This window comes from Roseomonas sp. CAU 1739, from assembly GCF_039839775.1.
GTDB lineage: Bacteria > Pseudomonadota > Alphaproteobacteria > Acetobacterales > Acetobacteraceae > Neoroseomonas.
The window spans coordinates 15,740-34,302 of the sequence record NZ_JBDOQQ010000026.1 but is presented as its reverse complement, the minus strand read 5'-3'; the positions used below and the strand labels follow the sequence as shown (position 1 = coordinate 34,302).

Annotated in this window: 15 protein-coding genes; 6 read left to right on the top strand and 9 right to left on the bottom strand. The window is 68.6% G+C overall.

Going from position 1 to position 18,563, the window contains the following annotated elements; translation table 11 throughout:
* Nucleotides 1-28 precede the first annotated feature (28 nt).
* Nucleotides 29-1,021 carry a tripartite tricarboxylate transporter substrate binding protein gene (locus AAFN86_RS27155; RefSeq protein WP_347546753.1) on the bottom strand — a complete coding sequence of 331 codons (993 nt, stop codon included), beginning with the start codon at nucleotides 1,019-1,021 and terminating at the stop codon, nucleotides 29-31.
* Between the two features lie 209 nt (nucleotides 1,022-1,230).
* Here AAFN86_RS27155 and AAFN86_RS27150 point away from each other — a divergent pair, with 209 nt between their 5' ends.
* Nucleotides 1,231-2,130 (top strand): LysR substrate-binding domain-containing protein, encoded by a 900-nt coding sequence (locus AAFN86_RS27150; protein ID WP_347546752.1) that lies wholly within the window; start codon nucleotides 1,231-1,233, stop codon nucleotides 2,128-2,130.
* A 99-nt stretch (nucleotides 2,131-2,229) separates the two neighbouring features.
* Here AAFN86_RS27150 and AAFN86_RS27145 read toward each other — a convergent pair whose 3' ends face one another.
* The 5 genes from AAFN86_RS27145 to AAFN86_RS27125 all read right to left on the bottom strand — a co-directional run bounded on the left by AAFN86_RS27145 (nucleotide 2,230) and on the right by AAFN86_RS27125 (nucleotide 8,743).
* Nucleotides 2,230-3,723 carry a M81 family metallopeptidase gene (locus tag AAFN86_RS27145; RefSeq protein ID WP_347546751.1) on the bottom strand — a complete coding sequence of 498 codons (1,494 nt, stop codon included), beginning with the start codon at nucleotides 3,721-3,723 and terminating at the stop codon, nucleotides 2,230-2,232.
* Between the two features lies 1 nt (nucleotide 3,724).
* Nucleotides 3,725-4,966 (bottom strand): FAD-binding oxidoreductase, encoded by a 1,242-nt coding sequence (locus tag AAFN86_RS27140; protein WP_347546750.1) that lies wholly within the window; start codon nucleotides 4,964-4,966, stop codon nucleotides 3,725-3,727.
* A 62-nt stretch (nucleotides 4,967-5,028) separates the two neighbouring features.
* Entirely contained in the window at nucleotides 5,029-6,009 is a 981-nt protein-coding gene (locus AAFN86_RS27135; protein WP_347546749.1) for a tripartite tricarboxylate transporter substrate-binding protein, read from the bottom strand.
* 16 nt (nucleotides 6,010-6,025) lie between these two features.
* Nucleotides 6,026-7,036 carry a Gfo/Idh/MocA family oxidoreductase gene (locus AAFN86_RS27130; RefSeq protein ID WP_347546748.1) on the bottom strand — a complete coding sequence of 337 codons (1,011 nt, stop codon included), beginning with the start codon at nucleotides 7,034-7,036 and terminating at the stop codon, nucleotides 6,026-6,028.
* A 306-nt stretch (nucleotides 7,037-7,342) separates the two neighbouring features.
* Nucleotides 7,343-8,743 (bottom strand): aminotransferase, encoded by a 1,401-nt coding sequence (locus AAFN86_RS27125; protein ID WP_347546747.1) that lies wholly within the window; start codon nucleotides 8,741-8,743, stop codon nucleotides 7,343-7,345.
* Nucleotides 8,744-8,993: 250 nt separating this feature from the next.
* Here AAFN86_RS27125 and AAFN86_RS27120 point away from each other — a divergent pair, with 250 nt between their 5' ends.
* From AAFN86_RS27120 to AAFN86_RS27105, 4 genes are read left to right on the top strand one after another with little or no spacing between them, the layout of a single operon-like run.
* Nucleotides 8,994-9,962: a tripartite tricarboxylate transporter substrate-binding protein gene (locus tag AAFN86_RS27120; RefSeq protein ID WP_347546746.1), complete on the top strand. Its 969-nt coding sequence runs from the start codon at nucleotides 8,994-8,996 to the stop codon at nucleotides 9,960-9,962.
* 57 nt (nucleotides 9,963-10,019) lie between these two features.
* Complete coding sequence (locus AAFN86_RS27115) at nucleotides 10,020-12,101, top strand: hydantoinase/oxoprolinase family protein (RefSeq protein ID WP_347546745.1); 2,082 nt, start codon at nucleotides 10,020-10,022, stop codon at nucleotides 12,099-12,101.
* Nucleotides 12,098-13,813: a hydantoinase B/oxoprolinase family protein gene (locus AAFN86_RS27110; protein WP_347546744.1), complete on the top strand. Its 1,716-nt coding sequence runs from the start codon at nucleotides 12,098-12,100 to the stop codon at nucleotides 13,811-13,813. The genes AAFN86_RS27115 and AAFN86_RS27110 overlap by 4 nt, the downstream gene beginning before the upstream one ends.
* 15 nt (nucleotides 13,814-13,828) lie before the next feature.
* Nucleotides 13,829-14,548: an aspartate/glutamate racemase family protein gene (locus tag AAFN86_RS27105; protein WP_347546743.1), complete on the top strand. Its 720-nt coding sequence runs from the start codon at nucleotides 13,829-13,831 to the stop codon at nucleotides 14,546-14,548.
* Nucleotides 14,549-14,648: 100 nt separating this feature from the next.
* Here the strand turns inward: AAFN86_RS27105 and AAFN86_RS27100 are convergent, their stop codons facing one another.
* The 3 genes from AAFN86_RS27100 to hisD are packed head-to-tail and all read right to left on the bottom strand — an operon-like array spanning nucleotide 14,649 to nucleotide 17,509.
* Nucleotides 14,649-15,419, bottom strand: coding sequence for an enoyl-CoA hydratase-related protein (locus tag AAFN86_RS27100; protein WP_347546742.1), 771 nt, complete (start codon nucleotides 15,417-15,419; stop codon nucleotides 14,649-14,651).
* A 13-nt stretch (nucleotides 15,420-15,432) separates the two neighbouring features.
* Nucleotides 15,433-16,197, bottom strand: coding sequence for an SDR family NAD(P)-dependent oxidoreductase (locus AAFN86_RS27095; RefSeq protein WP_347546741.1), 765 nt, complete (start codon nucleotides 16,195-16,197; stop codon nucleotides 15,433-15,435).
* Between the two features lie 4 nt (nucleotides 16,198-16,201).
* Nucleotides 16,202-17,509, bottom strand: a complete 1,308-nt coding sequence (gene hisD / locus AAFN86_RS27090; protein WP_347546740.1) for a histidinol dehydrogenase — start codon at nucleotides 17,507-17,509, stop codon at nucleotides 16,202-16,204.
* Nucleotides 17,510-17,689: 180 nt separating this feature from the next.
* Between hisD and AAFN86_RS27085 the strand changes: the two genes are divergently transcribed.
* On the top strand, nucleotides 17,690-18,559 hold the full coding sequence (locus tag AAFN86_RS27085) for a xanthine dehydrogenase family protein subunit M (protein WP_347546739.1): 870 nt from the start codon (nucleotides 17,690-17,692) through the stop codon (nucleotides 18,557-18,559).
* The last annotated feature ends 4 nt before the right edge of the window (nucleotides 18,560-18,563 follow it).

The window sequence follows — 18,563 nt, the reverse complement described above, 5'->3', positions numbered from 1 at the left end:
GATGAAACGATGAAGCGCGGGAAGGGGATCAGTCGCCGCGGATGTTGTTGGTCTCAACCACCTGGCGCCAACGGGCGCGGTCGCGGAGGATGCGCTCGGCGAAGGCGGGCCCGGCCTCGCCGATCGGGATCAGGCCGCGCTCCATCAGCGTGCGCGTGGTCTGCGGATCGCGCAGCGTGGCCTGGAAGATGTCGACCAGGCCGGCGACGATCTCGGCCGACAAGCCGGCCGGTCCCACCAGGCCGAACCAGTTGTTGATCTCGAGCGTCGGGAAGCGACCGGCCAGTGGCGCGAGTTCCGGCATCAGCGGCGTCGGTTCTGCCGCGGTGACGCCAAGGCCCTTCAATTGGCCGCCGCGGATGCTGCCGGCGACCTCGGCGACATTGGCCACCATCATGTCCACGCGCCCGGCCGAGACATCGAGCAGCGCCGGCGCGCCGCCGCGATAGGAGATGTGGTTCAGCGTCACGCCGACCGCATTGGCGAACAGCAGCGCGCCAAGCTGGTTGATCGACCCGTTGCCCGATGATGCGAAGGTCGCCGTGCCATTCTTCTGCCGCGCATAGGCAATCAGACCGTCAATGTCGTTGAACGGCGCATCGGGCCGCACCACCAGCGCCATCGGCGTGCCGGCGAGGTTCACGACCGGGGTCAGTTCACGATCGAGATCGAGGGGAATGGGGATACCCGGGATGGCGGGGGCGACGCTCATCATGCCCATGATGGCGCTGGCCAGGGTGGTCCCATCCGGCGCGGCGCGCGCCGCTGCCTGGGCGGCGATGAAGCCATAGGCGCCGCTGCGCACCTCCGGCACCGTCGCGACAGCGCGCACGCGCTGCATGCCCTCGGCCACCACGCGGAACAGGATGTCCACCGCCCCGCCGGGCGGGTAGCCGATGAACAGACGGATCGGCTGCGGGGGCGTCCAGGCGGCGCGTGCGGGGGCGAAAGGTGCTGCGGCAAGCGCTGTGGCGGCACCGAGCAGGGTGCGGCGTGGCAGGGGACGGAACGTGTCGGTCATGAGGCCTCCTTGCTTTACCGTCCGGCCCAGCGTCCCCGTGCCGCCAGGTTGGTCCCGGCGGTGATCAGGCGGTGCCGTTCATGCGTCCGCCGCATCGGCAGGTTCGATCCCGCTCCATGCTGTCGGGAGTGTTCGGCGGATTGCCGGGGCTGGCAACCGATACTCCGTCATGCCTTCATGACGAATTGGCATGAACCTGGGATCGGACCATGCGCCGCCACACGCCACCCACGGCCGCCCTGCAGGCCTTCGAGGCCTGCGCCCGCCACCTGTCGGTGTCCCGCGCCGCGGAGGAACTGCACCTGACGCAGAGCGCGGTCAGCCGGCAATTGGCGGGGCTGGAGGCGCTGTTGGGCGTGCGCCTGTTCCTGCGGGTGCGGCAGCGCCTGGTGCTGACCGGCGCGGCCGCATCCTATGCACCGCAGGTTCGCGCGGCGCTGGCACGGATCGAAAGCGCTACGCTGGAAGTGCTGGCGCATCAGGGGGCGGGCGGCACGCTGACGCTCGCGGTGCAGCCGACCTTCGGCACGCGCTGGCTGATGCCGCGCCTGCCGCGCTTCCTCGCGGCGCATCGCCGCATCGTGGTGAGTTTCCGCAACTACACGACGCGGCCGACACCGCTCGACTTCGCAGCGGAGGATGTGGACGCGGCGATCATGCTGGATGCCGGCGCCCGGCCGGGCATCGCCAGCCATCGGCTGGTGGCTGATCTGCGCGTGCCGGTCTGCGCGCCGTCGCTGATGGATGGCGGGGGAATGGCGACGGTGGCTGGCCTGGCGCGGCAAACCCTGCTGCAGCATTCGACGCGGCCACGCGCCTGGTCGGACTGGCTGGCGATGATGGGCGCGACCGATGTGGATGGCTTCCGCGGCCCTCGTTTCCATCATCATGCGATGGTGGCGGAGGCCGCGGCGCAGGGCATGGGCGTCGGGTTGATGCCGCGTTTCATGGTGGCGGAGGAATTGGCGAGCGGCCGGCTGGTGGTGCCCTTCGAGCGGTCGCTCGATGCCGGGGAGGGGTATGTGCTGGCCTATCCGGAGGCCTCGGCCGATCTGCCGGCGCTGCGGCTGTTCCGCGACTGGCAGCTTGCCGAAGCCGCCAGCGTCTAGATCCGCTCCCGTTCGCCTTGGCTCACGGCAGCGGCTCCGGCCTTCTGTTTTTCGAGCATCTTCACCCGATCAGGTGATTCCAGCTGATCGGGATCTGCACTAATCCGCCAGCCGGTCGGCCGGCCCGCCATAGGGGTAGTAGTCGGCGATCCGCATATGCTCATACGGCAAGGCGTCGAGCCGCACGGTGCCGAGGTATGGCTCGTCAGGCTCGACCAGCAGGATGGTCGGAGCAAAGCCGCTGTCGTCGAAGCCGCGGCGGAAATGCACGCGCGACTTGATCGCGATGACGTCGTAGTCGGCCGATGACAGGCCGAGGCCCCACAATTCCTCCGGCAGCATGATCTGCACCAGGAAGGGGCTGAGCACGACGACATTGCCCTCGCCGAAGCGGACGGCGATCCAGGATTGCCCCTTGCCGGTTGCCCGTGCCGTCGTGGCATCGGCGACCACCAGCACCGTGCCGGTGATGCGCACCGGCTTGCCGGCGGAAGGATCGACGCGACCGCCAATCTCCACCTCCACCGGATCGCCCGGCTTCGCGCCGGCCAGCGCCGCGATCGCCTCGGGTGCCGCGATCGTCGCGACCAGCGTGCGGGACAGGCCCTGGGCGACAATCTCCCGCAACAGCCAAGTGGCGTAGCCGGATCGGTCGCTGTGATCGGCCAGCACCACCGGCACACGGCCTTCCGCCACCGCCTGCCTTGCCAGGGCCACGCCATCGGCGATGCGATGCACGGTCGCGCTGGTGGCCAGTGCATCGCGTCGCCGCCACGCCCAGCCGGCCATGTCGCGCGCAATGCGTTGCGCGAGGTCCGGCTTGCCGTTGGTCAGCACCTGGAAGGTCATGCCGCCATCGGGCACGTCGCTCCATGGAAAGCCGAAGAAGACGTTGACGAAGACATCCGGCTCGCGCGCTTCCCAGGTCAAGGCGCGCTGCACCAGGTCCGACCACGGCGGCGCGCCAGTCCATTGCAGCACGGTTGGCGTCAGGATCGGCAGCTTCAGTGTTGTGGTTGTGGCGCGGAAGTCGCCGCGAATCGAGCGCACCAGCATGCGCGCCGCGCGCTGCCCCTGCAGATGCATGTCGTAGTGCGGGAAGTACTTCACGCAGAAGGCCATGTCGGCATGGGCGAGGAACTCGGCGTCTTCATTGCCGTGCGGATCGAAGGTCGCGGCGATGCGTGCCTGCGGCCCCAGCACGGCGCGCACGCGCTTGGCGATCTCGGCTTCCGGCCGCGGGACGCCACGCACGCCCATGGCGCCATGCAGCGCGAGGTAGGCGCCGTCGAACGGCCCCCGTGCCATCAGTTCCTCGATCTGCCGGTTCACGAAGATTTCGAAGGCCGCGTTCGTGATCCAGCCCGAACCCGTCCCGGTCCTGGGCCACAGCGGTGACTCGATGCCAACCAGTTCCACGCCGTCGAACTCGCGCGCCACTTGCACGAAGCCGCCCATGTATCCCTTGGGGTCGGTTGCAAGCAGCGCCTCGCCTGCGGCGGGGGAACCGGGGTAGCGGAAATCATCCTCCGTCGTGTCGAAGGGCAGGAAGGTGACGGTTTCGTGTGCGAATTGCAGGACGGCGATGCGCATCTCAGAACCGATCGGCGCGATAGGGCGCGGGATCGATGAACGGCGTCTCGCCATCCATCATCTCGGCCAGCAACCGGCCGGTGGTTGGCCCCAGCGTGAAGCCCTGATGGGCATGGCCGAACGCGCACCAGACGCCCTGCTGGCCGGGCAATTGGCCGATGATCGGCAGCATGTCCGGCGTGCACGGGCGGACGCCCATCCAGGGTTCGCGCTCCACCGCGTTGCCCAGCGGCAGCAGCGTGCGCGCCACCGGCTCGGCCCGTGCGAGCTGGACCGGCGTCGGTGCTTCGTCGATGCCGGCGAACTCCGCACCGGTCGTCAGCCGCACCCCGGCGCGCATCGGCGCCAGCAGGAACGCGCTTTCGGTGTCCAGCACCGGCCGATTGAGCACGGCATTGCCCTGCAGGCGGAAGTGCTTGTGGTAGCCACGCTTGCCGAAGGTCGGCGGATCATAGCCAAGCGGCTTCGTCACCTTGTTCGCAAAGGCGCCGAGGGCGACGACGACCTGCTCGGCCTCGGCCGGCCCGTCGCTGGTCTGCACGCGCCAGCCATTGCCGACGCGACCAATCGAGGTCGCGTCGCCGATCAGGAAGCGCCCGCCCGCTTCCTTGAATCGCGCGGCGTAGGACATCACCAGCCCATGCGGGTCGCTGACCGACACCGGGTCGGTCCAATGGATAGCGCCGTGGCGTGCCTTCAGCAGCGAGGGTTCCGCGGCGGCCAATGCCTGGCCGTCCATGGCGGCGAAACTGACACCGTGCAGCCGCTTGCCTTCCTCGGCCTGGGCCAAGGCGTGATTGAAGCTCACCTCATCGGAGAACATGCGGATCCAGCCGATCGGGCGCAGCAGCGGCATGGCGTCGGTGCCGCGGGCAATCGCGTAGTGCTCGTCGAGGCAGGTCTCGATCAGCTTCGCATAGGCCTCGGCGATGCGTGCATAGCGCTGCGGTTCCGAGTTCCACCAATAGCGCAGAAGCGGCGTGGCGAGACCCGGCAGCGCCCCCCAATGGTAGTAGGCGTCGATCGACTTGTTGCGCGCGATGCGCAGGATCTCGGACATGTCGCGCGGGAAGGGATGCGGGTGCACCGCCTCCCGCTGGATCAGACCGCCATTGCCGAAGGAGGCACCGAGCCCGGGCTCCTGCCGATCCACCAGCAGCACGTCATGGCCGCGCCGGCGCAGATGCAGCGCCACCGAGACGCCCACCATGCCCGCACCCAGAACAATCACCGAAGAAGGCATGCCGCAACGATCCCCATGTCAGATACGCGCCATGCGGCGCGGTAGAACAGTGCCATCGCGTCTCAGCGCGGCGCGTTCACGCGCCGGCCGATCTCCTGCGCGATGCGCGCCTGGTCGGCAACGAAGACCGCGAAGCGATCCGGCGGCATCGCCACGCCCTCAAGGCCCAGGGACGCGAATTGCTGCCGCACCTCAGCATCCGCCACGGCTGTGGCAACCGCCGCGTGGATGCGGCCCACCATCGGCGCCGGCGCGCCGGCAGGCAACCACAGGCCGAACCAGTTCACCACATCGAATCCGGCCAGGCCCTGTTCCTGCAGCGTCGGCACCTCCGGCATGCCCGTCCAGCGCCGCGCGCCGGTGATGCCCAGCGCGCGCACCGCTCCGGACTGCACATGCTGGAGCGCGATCTGCGTGCCCACGAAGAACATGTCCACACGCCCGGCGAGCAGGTCGGTCATGCCCTCGGCCACGCCGCGATAGGGCACGGAGAGGATGTCCGTCCCGGTCATCGTCTTCATGAGCTCGGCGGGAATGTGGCTTGCCGTGCCGTTGCCGGCATTGACGTAGGTCAGCCTGCCGGGATCGCGCTTCGCCAGGGCGATCAGTTCCGGCAGGGTCGTGGCCGCGACGGAAGGATGCACGATCAGCGCCTGGCCGAAATTCTGCGCCGCGAGCGTCACATGGGTGAAGTCGCGGACCGGATCGTAGGTGACGTTGTCGTTGAAGGGCGGGATGTTGGTGTGCGACGCCGTGGTGAACAGCCAAGTGTAGCCATCCGGCGGTTGCCGGGCCACGAAGGTCGTGCCGACCAGCCCGCCGCCGCCGGCACGGTTCTCGGCGATGATGGGCTGGCCCAGCAGCGGCTGCATCTTCGGCAGAATGGCGCGCAGGATCAGGTCGGGCGGCCCGCCCGGAGAAGATGGCACCACGACGCGGATCGGTCGCGAGGGCCAGTCCGCCGGCATCTGCGCCAGCGCCGGTGTGATGCCGGCCAGCCCCGCCAGCCCGGCCATGACCTGTCGTCGCGTCACACCGTTCATCGCCACGCGCTCCCGTTCAGCCCAGCCGGACCGGCGCGTCGGTGCGCGCCGATTCCAGGATCGCTTCCAACACCTGCACGTTGTGCACCGCATCGCCGCCGGGCAGCACAAGCGGGCGCCCGGTCGCGGCGGCCTGTGCGAAATGCTCGAGTTCCGCGCATTCGGTGCTGGTCTTGGGGAAGGAGATCACCTGCGGCCGTTGCTTTACGCCGATATTGGCGCGGTCGATGCGGCACAGCTTCAGGTCCCAGGTTGTCAGATGCTCGACATCCCCGACCTCGGCCCACCCCTCCGAGCCGAACACCTGCAGCCGCCACGTCTCCGCCGTGGCGATCACGGTGCCGAGGTAGCCGGTCGCGCCACCCTTGAAGCGGAACAGCATCGACGTGGTGTCGTCCATGCCAAAATCCTGCACCAGGCGGAAGCTCTGCGCCGTCACCTGCGCGATCGGTCCGGCCAGTGACAGCATCGCATCCACCACATGCACGCCGCGCCCGGTCATGCCGCCGGCCGGGCCTTCGTTGCGGTCATGCCGCCAATGCCCCTGCGGGAAGCGGTAGGCGCTGGGGCCGCAGAAATTCCCTTCCATGTGCAGAAGCCGGCCGAGCGTGCCGTCCGCCAACAGGGTCCGGATGCGCTGCAGGGCGGGCTGGAAGCGCCAGTTGTAGCCGGCCGACAGCGTCACCCCGGCATCGGCGCAGGCCTGCGCGGCGCGCGCGGCCGCCGCCGCATTCACGCCGAGCGGCTTCTCGGTGAAGACATGCTTGCCGGCCGCCGCCGCGGCGACGATCTGGTCGGTGTGCTGCGTGTGCGGGGTCGCCAGCACCACCGCGTCGACGTCGGGGTCGGCCAGCGCCGCGCCGTAGTCATCCAGCATGCGCAGGCCGTGCTCGGCGGCGAACCCGGCAGCCTTGGACGGCGTGCGTGTCGCCGCGGCGGTGAAGCGGAGATGCGGACTGGTCTTCGGCACATTCCGCACGAGGTTCTGACCCCATGCCCCAAGCCCGATGATGGCGGCGCGAATCATGCCGTGGTGGCCCCCTGCAATCGGCCGTTCGGCCGGTCGCTTCATCTTAGTCGCACGCCTCGCCATGGCGAGGGGGGGATGCCACGAAGCCGCCCCGGTTCGACCATCGTCGCCATCGGAGTCGGCGGAGCGGGGGTCTGCAGGGCGGCCCGGGTCCATCCCCGACCGCGCGAAGCAGACCTGCCACGGCGCACCACGGCCCGGAGCCACGCGCGCCAAGCGCCGCCGCGCCGGGGCCGCGGTGATCGCGGCGGCGGCCGGCGCATCACCCGCGGGGCAGAGGCCCCGGGGCGCAGCGTGTCCGGCTCAGGCCTTGCCGGCCATCTTCGCGACGGTTGCGGCCAGGGCCTTGTCCATCACCTCGATCAGCGTGTCGCATTCCGACTTGGTGATCACCAGCGGCGGCGAGAACACGATGGTGTTGGAATGCCGCGACCCACCGCCGGACCGCCCGACGATCACGCCATTGGCCTTGCAGAAATCCACCACGCCCTGCACCAGAGCGCCCTCCAACTGCACCTTGCTCTCGCGGTCGGTGACCAGTTCCACGCCGATCAGCAGGCCCTTGCCGCGGACGTCCCCGGTAATGGCGTGCTTGAACAGCGTGGCCTTGAAGCCGTCCATCAGATAGGCGCCCATCGCCGCGGCGCGCTCGGGCAGCTTCTCCTCAAGCATGATCTCGATGTTGCGCACCGCCACCGCCGCGGCCACCGGATGCCCGCCATAGGTGTTCACCTGCATCACCTGGCGCGCTTCCGCGACCTCGCCGAGGAAGCTCTCGAAGACGCGGTTCTTCACCACGGTCGCGGCAATCGGCAGATAGGCGGAAACGATGCCCTTTGCCACGGCCATGATATCCGGGCTGATGCCGTAATGCTGGTGGGCGAACATCTTCCCGGTGCGACCGAAGCCGTTGATCACCTCATCGACATGCAGCAGCACGTCGTATTTGCGGCAGATCGCCTCGACCTTCGGCAGGTAGTCATCCGGCGGCACGGCCACGCCGACCGCGGACATGATCGGCTCGACGATGACCTCGGCGACCGTCTGCGGCCCTTCGGCCAGGATCGTGGCTTCGAACGCGGTCGCGCAGGCGGTCTTGCAGGACGGATATTCCAGCCCGAGGGGGCAGCGATAACAGGTCGGCGCCGGCACATGGATGAACTCGCCCGCATAGGGCTCGAACTTCATCTTGCGCTCGCCCATGCCGCCGGCCGCGAGCGTCGCCAGCGTCGTGCCGTGATAGGCATAGTGCCGGGCGATGGTCTTGAAGCGGAACTGGCCGGGAAACTCGTGCTTGGCGTATTGCCGCGCGACCTTGAAGCCCGCCTCGTTCGCCTCCGAGCCCGAATTGACGAAATAGGTGTGGTAGTCGCCACCCATCAGCGCGCCGATCTGCTCGCCGAGCCGTGCGGCGGGCAGGTTCATCGCCGTATGCGGGTAGTAGGCGATCTGCTGCATCTGCTCGGCAGCGATCTCGGCGAGTTCGGTTCGCCCATAGCCGATGTTGACGCACCACAGCCCGGCCATGGCGTCGAGATACGTCGTCCCATCAGCGTCGACGATGGTCGAACCCTGCCCACCGGTGACTACGATCTGAGTCTTTTCCAGCGCGCGGTGCTGCACGATCGGGTGCATCACATGAGCGAGGTCCTGCGCGACGACGCGCTTGCGTTCCTCGGGATCCGGCTGGTTGGTGAGCGACATGAGGCACCTCGCGATGGCTATTGCTTGTCCCCCATCGTCGCTCCGCTTCGCGATGGAGGAAAGGGCGAAGACGCGCCGGCGTCGCGATGCGAGACGTTCGCATTTTCCATCGCGCCAGGCGCCTGACCCCATTCCCCGCCTCGCCATGCTGATCTACGCTCCCGCGCAATGCGTGCCTGGCATCCAACGACCGGGACGACGCTTCGGGACAAGCCTTCGTCACGGCCCATCGCACAGGAGACCCCAACCGATGAGCCTTTCCGCGACGCGCCGCCACCTTCTCGGTACCGGCCTGGCACTCGGCATTGCCCCGGCCGTCCAGGCGCAATCCTATCCGACACGTCCGATACGCCTGGTCGTGCCTTTCGCACCCGGCGGCGGCGTGGACGCGGTGGCGCGCATTGTCGCCGATCCGCTCGGGGCGCTGCTTGGGCAGCCGGTGGTGGTGGAGAACCGCGCCGGCGCCGGCGGCGCGATCGGTGTGGACGCCGTCGCGAAATCGCCCCCGGACGGCTATGCGCTGTCCATGGTGAGCCCCGGCAACATGACCGCCGGGCCTGTCGTGCGGCCGACACCCTATGATCCGCTCGCACTGGGCTATGTCAGCATGGTCACGCGCAGCCCGCTGTTGCTGGTTGCCCGCAACACCCTGCCGGCGACTGACCTCGTCTCCTTCGTCGCGCTGCTGAAGCGCGAACCCGATGCGATCCGCTTTGCCTCGGGCGGCGTGGGCACCGGCACGCATCTCGCGGGCGAGTTGATGAACCTGCGTCTCGGCGTACGGATGGTCCATGTTCCCTATCGCGGCACCGGGCCGGCGCTGACCGACCTGGTCGCCGGCAATGTCGACATCTTCTTCAGCGATGCCTCGGCCTGGCCGATGGTGCAGCAGGGGCAATTGCGCCTGCTCGCCGTCAGCTCGGCGTCATCCTGGGCGACCTCGCCGCAGACGCCGTCGGTCGGCACGGCGGTCCAGGGCTTCGACATCTCCAACTGGTACGGCATCATCGCTGCGGCGGGGACACCAGAGCCGATCCGCGCACGCCTCGCCGCCGAGATCGCCAAGGTGCTGGCGCGTCCGGAGGTCGCCGAGATGCTTGGTCGCATCGGCTTCGATGCCGCACCGATGCCGCCCGCCGAATTCGCCGCCTTCGTGCGCACCGAACTCGAGACCTGGAGGGCCGTCGTCCAGGCGGCCAGTATAAGTGCCGTTGACTGACGCCGGGGCCTTCCTCCGCTCGCCCGCAGCGCCAGCCGCATCATTGCAAGGGACAGAATGACCAAGACCGCGCGCCTGGCCGTCGATATCGGCGGCACATTCACCGACCTCGTCCTCGCCTTGCCCGACAGGTCGCTGTCCACGAAGGTGCTGACCACGACCGATGCACCTGAACGCGCGGTGCTGGAAGGCACCGCCACCATCCTGGCGCAGGCGGGCATCGCCGCGGCCGACCTGGCGCTGGTGATCCATGGCACCACGCTGGCCACCAATGCGCTGATCGAACGCAAGGGCGCGCGCACGGCGCTCGTGACCACCGAGGGTTTTCGCGATTCCCTTGAAATGGCCTATGAGCACCGGTTCGAGCAGTACGACCTGTACATGGAGCGGCCCGAACCCCTGGTGGCGCGCCCAATGCGCTTCGAAGTGCCCGAGCGGGTCGCCGCCGATGGCGAGGTGCTTCTGCCGATGGATGAGGCATCGCTCGATCGCATCGGCGCTGCGGCGAAGGCTGAAGGCGTCGAGGCACTCGCGATCTGCTTCCTCCATGCCTACCAGAACGACGCACATGAACGCCGCGCCCGGGCGATCCTGTCGCGGTATCTGCCGGCCGAGGTGATCGCGATCTCGTCGGAGGTCTGCCCCGAGATCCGCGAATACGAGCGCACCTCGACCACCGTCGCCAACGCCTATGTGCTGCCGCTGATGGAGAGCTACCTGCGGCGGCTCGAGGACGGGCTGAAGGCGCTCGGCGCCACCTGCCCGCTGCTGCTCATCATGTCCTCGGGCGGCATCACGACCATCGAGACCGCGCGACGATTCCCGATCCGCCTGGTGGAATCCGGCCCGGCGGGGGGTGCGATCCTCGCGCAGATCCTCGCCGCCGAGAACGGCATCGACCGCGCTCTGGCCTTCGACATGGGCGGCACCACGGCGAAGATCACGCTGATCGACGACATGAAGCCCCAGCAGGCGCGGCATTTCGAGATCGCCCGCGCCGCGCGCTTCGTCAAAGGCAGCGGCATCCCGGTGCGCATCCCGGTGATCGACATGGTCGAGATCGGCGCCGGCGGCGGGTCCATCGCGCGTGTCGACGGTCTCGGCCGCATCACGGTCGGGCCGGACAGCGCGGGGTCGATGCCGGGGCCGGCCTGCTATGGCCGCGGCGGCACCATGCCGACTGTCACCGATGCCGACCTGGTACTGTCCTGGATCGATCCCGCGCTGTTCGCCGGCGGTCAGATCACGCTGAATCCGGCCGCATCCGGCACCGCCTGCGCGACGACCGTCGCCACGCCTCTGTCGATGACGGTGGAGACGGCCGCCCTTGGCATCACCGAGATCGTCACGGAGACGATGGCGAATGCCGCCCGCGTCCACGCCGTCGAGAACGGCAAGGAGACCACGGGACGCACCATGATCGCCTTCGGCGGCGCCGCACCGTTGCACGCCGCGCGCATGGCGGCGAAGCTCGGGATGGATCGCGTGCTGGTGCCGGTCGGTGCTGGTGTCGGTTCCGCGCATGGCTTCCTTGGCGCACCGATCGGCTATGAGGTGGTGCGCACGCGCCTTGTCAGCCTCAACGCCTTCGACGCCACGCTGGTGAACGGGCTGTACGACGCCATGCGCATCGAGGCCGAGGCGGTCGTCCGCCTCGGCGCACCGGACGCCGCCGTGCAGGAAACCCGCACCGGCTTCATGCGCTATCGCGGCCAGGGACATGAGGTGGCGGTCACGCTGCAGGACGGACCCTACACGGATGGCGACGGCACCACCGCCTTCCGTGCCGCCTTCGAGGCGACCTACCACGCGCTGTACGGCCGCATCATCCCGAAGCTGGAGATCGAGGTGCTGACCTGGACGCTCTCGCTGGCCGAGGCGAAGCCGCTGCCCGCGCGCATTGCCGATCCACCACCCGCGGCAGCGCCACCACCTGCCGGCACCCGCCGCATCATCGACCCCGGCACCGGCGGCCCGGTACAGGCCGCGATCTACGACCGCGCCACCTTGTTGCCCGGTGCGCGCATCGCCGGCCCCGCGGTGATCGTGGAGGCCGAGACTTCGACCCTGGTGCCCGATGGCTTCCGCGCCGGCCCCAATGCCGCCGGCCACCTGCTGATCGAAAGGATCGCCCGATGAGCAACATGATCGGCGAGATCGAGATCCAGATCCTCTGGAACCGCCTGCTCTCGGTGGTCGAGGAACAAGCGCAGACGCTGGTGCGCACCGCCTTTTCCACCGCGGCGCGCGAGGCCGGCGACATCTCCGCCGGCGTCTTCGACATGAAGGGTCGGATGCTGGCGCAGGCCGTCACCGGAACGCCCGGGCACATCAACTCGATGGCGCGCTCGGTCGTGCATTTCCTCGACGCCTTCCCGGCCGCGACGTTGAAGGATGGCGACATCCTGATCACCAATGACCCTTGGAAGGGCACCGGGCATCTGTTCGACCTGACGGTGGTCACGCCCATCTTCCTTGACGGCCGTGCGGTCGCGCTGTTCGCCAGCACGACGCATGTGGTCGATATCGGCGGCCTCGGAGTCAGCGCGGAAGGGCGGCAGATCTACCATGAAGGGCTCTACATCCCGCTGATGTACCTGGCGCGGGAAGGGCAGATGAATGACGACCTGCTCGGAATGGTCCGCGCGAATGTGCGCGAACCGGTGCAGGTGGTCGGCGACATCTATGCGCTGATCGCCTGCAACGAAAAGGGCGGCACCCGGCTCGTCGAGATGATGCGCGAGTTCAAGCTGCGCGACCTCGAGAAGCTTGGCGAAGAAATCATCACCCGCAGCCGCCGCGCCATGGCCGACATCATCGCGAAACTGCCGCAAGGATCGTGGTCGGCCGCCATGACGATCGACGGCTTCGAGGCACCGGTGACGCTTGCCGCGACGTTGACCATCGCAGGCGACCGCGTGCTGGTGGACTACACCGGCACCTCGGGCCTGTCGCGCTACGCCATCAACTGCCCGATCTGCTACACGGATGCCTATACCGCGTTCGGGGTGAAGGCGGCGCTGGCGCCGTGGATCCCCAACAATACCGGCACGCTGGATGCAGTGATCGTCACCGCGCCGGAGAACACCATCGTCAATGCGCCGCACCCGGCCGCGGTCTATGCGCGGTCGGTCATCGGGCACATGCTGCCGGATGTCGTCTATGGCTGCCTCGACCAGGCAATGCCGGACACGGTGCCGGCCGAAGGCACCTCCAGCCTGTGGAATCTCTCCCTGCTCGCCGGCCACGGGCTGACCGGCTCGGAAGGCTCCGCCGTGCGCGCCTTCAACGTGACCACCTTCCATTCGGGCGGGGCCGGCGCACGGCCCAGGCAGGACGGGCTGTCGGCCACGCCCTTTCCGTCGGGCGTGCGCAACGTGCCGGTCGAGATCACCGAGGCGATCACGCCGCTGGTGGTGTGGAAGAAGGAGTTCCGGCAGGGGTCCGGTGGACCGGGCCGGCAGCGTGGCGGCCTCGGCCAGCGCATGGAGATCGAGAACCGCGACGCGGTCGCCTTCGGCATCCAGGCCCGGTTCGAACGCGGTGAATACCCGGCGCGCGGACGGTCCGGCGGCGCGGCGGGCGGGCTGGGGCGGCTGTCGCTCGGCTCGGGCACGGCGCTGAAGGTGAAGGGCTTCCAGGTGATCCCGGCCGGCGACCGCCTGATCGTTGAGATGCCGGGTGGCGGCGGGTACGGCGACCCGTTCACCCGTGATCCGCTGCAGGTGGCGCGCGACGTGCGCTACGGCCTCATCGATCCGGAACAGGCCGAGGCCGCCTACGGCGTGATCCTCACCGCCGCCGGAGAGCCGGATCCGGCGGCCACCGCGGCACGCCGCGCCGCGCGCTGAATCACGGAGGGGGCGATGGACAACGAGGTCAAACGCATCGGTGTCATCGCTCCGCCCGCGAATGTCGCGCTGGAACGGGAACTGCCCCGCTATCTGCCCGACGGCGTGGTCACCAGCCACAATCGCCTGTCGCGCCCCGAGGCACGGCTGACCAAGGAATCGCTGCTCGCCATGGGCGAGAGTGCGATGCGCGCCGCGACCGACCTCGCCTATGCGCGGCCGGATGTCGTCATGTATGGCTGCACCAGCGGGTCCTTCCTCGACGGCTTCGGCAATGAGGCGAAGATCGCTGAACGCATCACTGGCCTGATCGGCGTGCCGGCCTTCACCACCTCCACCGCCGTGCTCGAGGCGCTGCGCGCGGTCGGCGCGCGGCGTGTCTTCATGGTCACGCCCTATCCCGAGGACATGAATCAGCATGAGGTGAAGTTCCTCGCGCATCATGGCTTCGAAGTGCCTGCCTATGATTCCTTCCGCTGCGCGCTGAGCGAGGAGATCCGCGCCATCTCCTCGCAGGACGTGGCGGCGCTGGTGTTGCGCAACCGCGACGCCATCGCCGGCTGCGACGCGGTCTTCATCTCCTGCACCAACCTGCTCGTGCTCGACCAGATCGCGGCGCTGGAGCAGGCGCTCGATTGCCCGGTGATCACCTCCAACCAGGCCTCGCTCTGGGCGGCGCTGCGGCGGCTCGATGTGCCGACGGCGTCGATCGCCTGCGGGCGGCTGTTCCGCTAGAGCAGATCCCGATCAGGTGGAATCACCTGATCGGGTGAAGATGCTCGAAAAAACAGAAGGCTGGAGCCGCCGTGGTGAGCCAAGGCGAACGAGAGCGGATCTAGCGGTTCTTCCAGGCCGGCTTGCGCTTCTCGGCGAAGGCCCTGGGGCCTTCGATGTAGTCCTCGCTGTCGATGTTGCGTTGCTGCGCGGGGTAGATTGTGCCGATCGCCTCCTGCAGGGTCGGCTTGTCCATCCCGGCATAGACCGCCTGCTTGGAGGCGCGCACCGCAAGCGGCGAGCATTCCAGTATCAGCCCGGCCCAGCGCTTCGCGGCTTCCAGCGACTGGCCCTGCGGCACCACCTCGTTGACGAAGCCGAGCGCTCGGCCTTCTTCCGCGCCGACACGCCGCCCGGTCAGGATCATCCCCAGCGCATGCTTCTGCCCGATCATGCGCGGCAGCCGATGCACGCCACCGGCGCCGGCGATCAGCCCGACCCGCGGTTCCGGCAATGCGAAGATGGCATTCTCCGCGGCGATGATCAGGTCGCAGGCCAGCGCGATCTCGAAGCCGCCACCCATGGCGATGCCGTTCACCGCGGCGATCACAGGCTTGTCGAGGTCGTAGCGCTTGGTCAGTCCGGCGAAGCCCGAGGCCGGCGACGGCCCACGCTTGCCGGCCGCCTGTACCTTCAGGTCGTTGCCAGCGGAGAAGGCGCGGTCGCCCGCGCCGGTGACGATCGCGACCCAGAGATCGGGGTTGGCGGCGAAGTCGTTCCAGACCTGGTCGAGCTCCTGATGCGCCTCGCTGTGCAGGGCGTTCATCACCTCGGGCCGGTTCAGCGTGACGATGCGTAGCCGGCCTTCATCCTCGACGATGCAGTGGTTCACGGCGTTGTTCTCCCTATTCGGCGGTCCAGCCGCCATCGACCACGATCGACGAACCCGTCATTAGCCCCGCGGCGTCGCCGGCGAGGAACAGAATCGCTCCCATCAGGTCCTCGACCTGGCCGATGCGGCCGAGCTTGATTCTGGACAGCACGTTCGCCTTGAAGGCGGCATCCTGGAAGAAGGGCCGGGTGAGTGGTGTCTCGATGAAGGTTGGGCAGACCGTATTCACGCGAATTCTATGCGTGGCGAGATCGATCGCCATCGCCTTGGTCATCCCCTCCATGCCCCATTTCGACGCGCAGTAGATGGTCCGGTTCGCCCCGCCGACATGGCCCATCTGCGATGAGATATTGATGATGGACCCCGCTTGGCCTGCAGCGACCAGCCGCATCGCCACCGCCTGGGCAACGAAGAAGGCCGAGCGCAGGTTGAGGTCCATCACCGCGTCGTAGTCGTCCAGCGTGACATCGGTGAAGGGCTTGGGCCGGTTGGTGCCGGCATTGTTCACCAGCACGTCGAAGGGTTCGGCCGCGGCGATGGCATTCCGCGCCGCCACCACGTCCAGCACGTCGAGCGTCAACGCGTCCGCCGCACCGCCGGCGGCGCGGATTGCGGTCGCGGCGTCCTCGATCTCGGCAGCGCTGCGCGCGACCAGCGTGACATGCGCGCCCGCCTCCGCCAGCGCCGCGGCGGCGGCCAGGCCGATCCCGCGCCCGGCGCCGGTGACCAGCGCGCGTCGGCCGTCCAGGCGAAGGCTCGGCGTCTTCGGCAATCGCATCGGTTCAATCCGCCGCGGTGGCGTAGGGGATGTTGCGCCCGCCATAGCGGCGCACGCGGATATTGGCCTGTTCGGCATGGCCCGCGAAGCCTTCCAGCATGCACAGCCGCGAGCAGTATTCGCCGATCCTCGCCGATGCCTCATCGGTGAGGACGCGCTGATAGGTGACGGTCTTGAGGAACTTGCCGACCCACAGGCCGCCCGTGTAGCGGGCTGCCTTCTTCGTGGGCAGGGTGTGGTTGGTGCCAATCACCTTGTCCCCGAAGGAGACGTTGGTGCGCGGCCCGAGGAACAGCGCGCCGTAGTTGGTCATCCTCGCGAGGAAATAGTCCGGGTCGCGCGTCATGACCTGCACATGCTCGGAGGCGATGCGGTCCGCCTCGCGGACCATCTCGTCCTCATCCTCGCAGACGATCACCTCGCCGTAGTCCTCCCAGGCTTTCCGGGCGACGGCGGCGGTGGGAAGGATGGTCAGCAGGCGCTCGACCTCGGTCATCGTCTCACGGGCGAGCTTCTCGGAATTGGTCAGCAGGATGGCCGGGGAGTTCGGCCCATGCTCCGCCTGGCCGAGCAGATCGGTGGCGCAGAGTTCGCCGTCCACCGTCTCATCGGCGATGACCAGCGTCTCGGTCGGTCCGGCGAACAGGTCGATGCCGACGCGGCCGTACAATTGTCGCTTCGCCTCTGCGACGAAGGCGTTGCCCGGCCCGACCAGCATGTCCACGGCCTCGATGCTGGCCGTGCCAAGCGCCATGGCGCCGACTGCCTGGATGCCGCCGAGGCAGTAGATGACATCCGCCCCGGCCATGTGCTGTGCCGCGACGATCGCCGGCGCAGGCCGGCCCTCGAATGGTGGCGCGCAGGTGATGATGCGCTGGCAACCGGCGACCTTGGCCGTCACCACCGACATGTGGGCGGACGCCAGCAGAGGATACTTGCCCCCCGGCACGTAGCAGCCGACCGAGTTCACGGGGATGTTCCTGTGGCCAAGGACCACGCCCGGCAGCGTTTCCACCTCGATATCGCGCAAAGCGTCCTTCTGGTGCTGCGCGAAGTTGCGGACCTGTTCCTGTGCGAAGCGGATGTCGTCGAGGTCGCGGGGCGACAGCTGCGCCAGGCAGTCGCGGATCTCGGCGTCCGTCAGGCGAAAATCGGCGCGGTCCCATTTGTCGAAGCGGATCGACATCTCCCGCACCGCAGCATCGCCGCGCGCGGCGATGTCGGCGAGGATGCCTTCGACCGTGGCACGGACCTTCGCGTCGTCCTCGGCCCGCGCCTCGGCATCGCGGCTGCGCTTGAGATGGCGTGCCATGGTCGTTTCCCTCTGCTGACCTGCAAGGCCTAGCCCCTGGCCGGGCGGTGTCAACCGGGACATGCAGGGGGCTATGCTGCGGCGCCGTGGCGGCTTAGCCTTTCCCCGCTGGCTGTGAACCTCGCACGGCCATGTCTGGCATTCCCGGGCCAACGGGATGCAACGGGATGGGAAGCAGGAATGACAGATATCCGATACCTGGCGCCGAAGACGCTCGATGAGGCCGTGGGCGCCTATGCCGCAGCCGCCGGCGCGGCGCGCATCCTGGCGGGTGGGACCGACCTGCTGGTGCAGATGCGCAACGGCGTGGCGAAACCTGGCACCATCATCGACATCAAGAAGATCGCCGAGATGACGGCAATCGAGGACCTTGGCGGCGGCGCCTTCCGCATCGGCGCGGCGGTCTCCGGTGCCGTGCTTGGCGAACACAAGGCCTTCGGCAAGGCCTGGCCCGGCGTGCTGGAGGCGATCAACCTGATCGGGTCCAAGCAGGTGCAGGGCCGTGCCTCGCCCGGCGGCAACCTGTGCAATTCCTCCCCGGCGGGCGACAGCGTGCCGGCCATGGTCGCGGCTGGCGCGGTGGTCACCGTGCAAGGCCCGAACGGGCGTCGGGACATGCCGGTGGAAGCGGTGCCGGCCGGGCCGGGGCGCACCAACCTGGCCCCGGGCGAGATCGTCGTGTCCTTCACCCTGCCGGCGCGGCCCAAGGGGGCGTCGGACGCCTATCTGCGCATGATCCCGCGTACCGAGATGGACATCGCCGTGGTCGGCCTCGGCGTGAGCCTGACGATGGAGGGCGGCGTGGTGAAGGCCGCCCGTGTCGGCCTCGGTGCCGTGGCGCCAACCGTGCTGCTGGTCGAGGATGCGGCCAAGGCGCTGATCGGATCGCGGCTCGAGGATGCGGCGGTGGAAGCGGCCGCGGCGGCCTGCCGCGCCGCCTGCAAGCCAATCAATGACAAGCGCGGCACCATTGCCTACCGGACCAAGGTGGCGGGGGTGCTGCTGAAGCGCGTGGTGGCGATCGCCGCCGCACGCGCCGGGGGGAACTGAGACC

Bases quoted from the DNA above. Each gene is read 5' to 3' on its own strand.
- AAFN86_RS27155 (WP_347546753.1), bottom strand. From the start codon at position 1,021: ATGACCGACACGTTCCGTCCCCTGCCACGCCGCACCCTGCTCGGTGCC.
- AAFN86_RS27150 (WP_347546752.1), top strand. From the start codon at position 1,231: ATGCGCCGCCACACGCCACCCACGGCCGCCCTGCAGGCCTTCGAGGCC.
- AAFN86_RS27145 (WP_347546751.1), bottom strand. From the start codon at position 3,723: ATGCGCATCGCCGTCCTGCAATTCGCACACGAAACCGTCACCTTCCTG.
- AAFN86_RS27140 (WP_347546750.1), bottom strand. From the start codon at position 4,966: ATGCCTTCTTCGGTGATTGTTCTGGGTGCGGGCATGGTGGGCGTCTCG.
- AAFN86_RS27135 (WP_347546749.1), bottom strand. From the start codon at position 6,009: ATGAACGGTGTGACGCGACGACAGGTCATGGCCGGGCTGGCGGGGCTG.
- AAFN86_RS27130 (WP_347546748.1), bottom strand. From the start codon at position 7,036: ATGATTCGCGCCGCCATCATCGGGCTTGGGGCATGGGGTCAGAACCTC.
- AAFN86_RS27125 (WP_347546747.1), bottom strand. From the start codon at position 8,743: ATGTCGCTCACCAACCAGCCGGATCCCGAGGAACGCAAGCGCGTCGTC.
- AAFN86_RS27120 (WP_347546746.1), top strand. From the start codon at position 8,994: ATGAGCCTTTCCGCGACGCGCCGCCACCTTCTCGGTACCGGCCTGGCA.
- AAFN86_RS27115 (WP_347546745.1), top strand. From the start codon at position 10,020: ATGACCAAGACCGCGCGCCTGGCCGTCGATATCGGCGGCACATTCACC.
- AAFN86_RS27110 (WP_347546744.1), top strand. From the start codon at position 12,098: ATGAGCAACATGATCGGCGAGATCGAGATCCAGATCCTCTGGAACCGC.
- AAFN86_RS27105 (WP_347546743.1), top strand. From the start codon at position 13,829: ATGGACAACGAGGTCAAACGCATCGGTGTCATCGCTCCGCCCGCGAAT.
- AAFN86_RS27095 (WP_347546741.1), bottom strand. From the start codon at position 16,197: ATGCGATTGCCGAAGACGCCGAGCCTTCGCCTGGACGGCCGACGCGCG.
- hisD (WP_347546740.1), bottom strand. From the start codon at position 17,509: ATGGCACGCCATCTCAAGCGCAGCCGCGATGCCGAGGCGCGGGCCGAG.
- AAFN86_RS27085 (WP_347546739.1), top strand. From the start codon at position 17,690: ATGACAGATATCCGATACCTGGCGCCGAAGACGCTCGATGAGGCCGTG.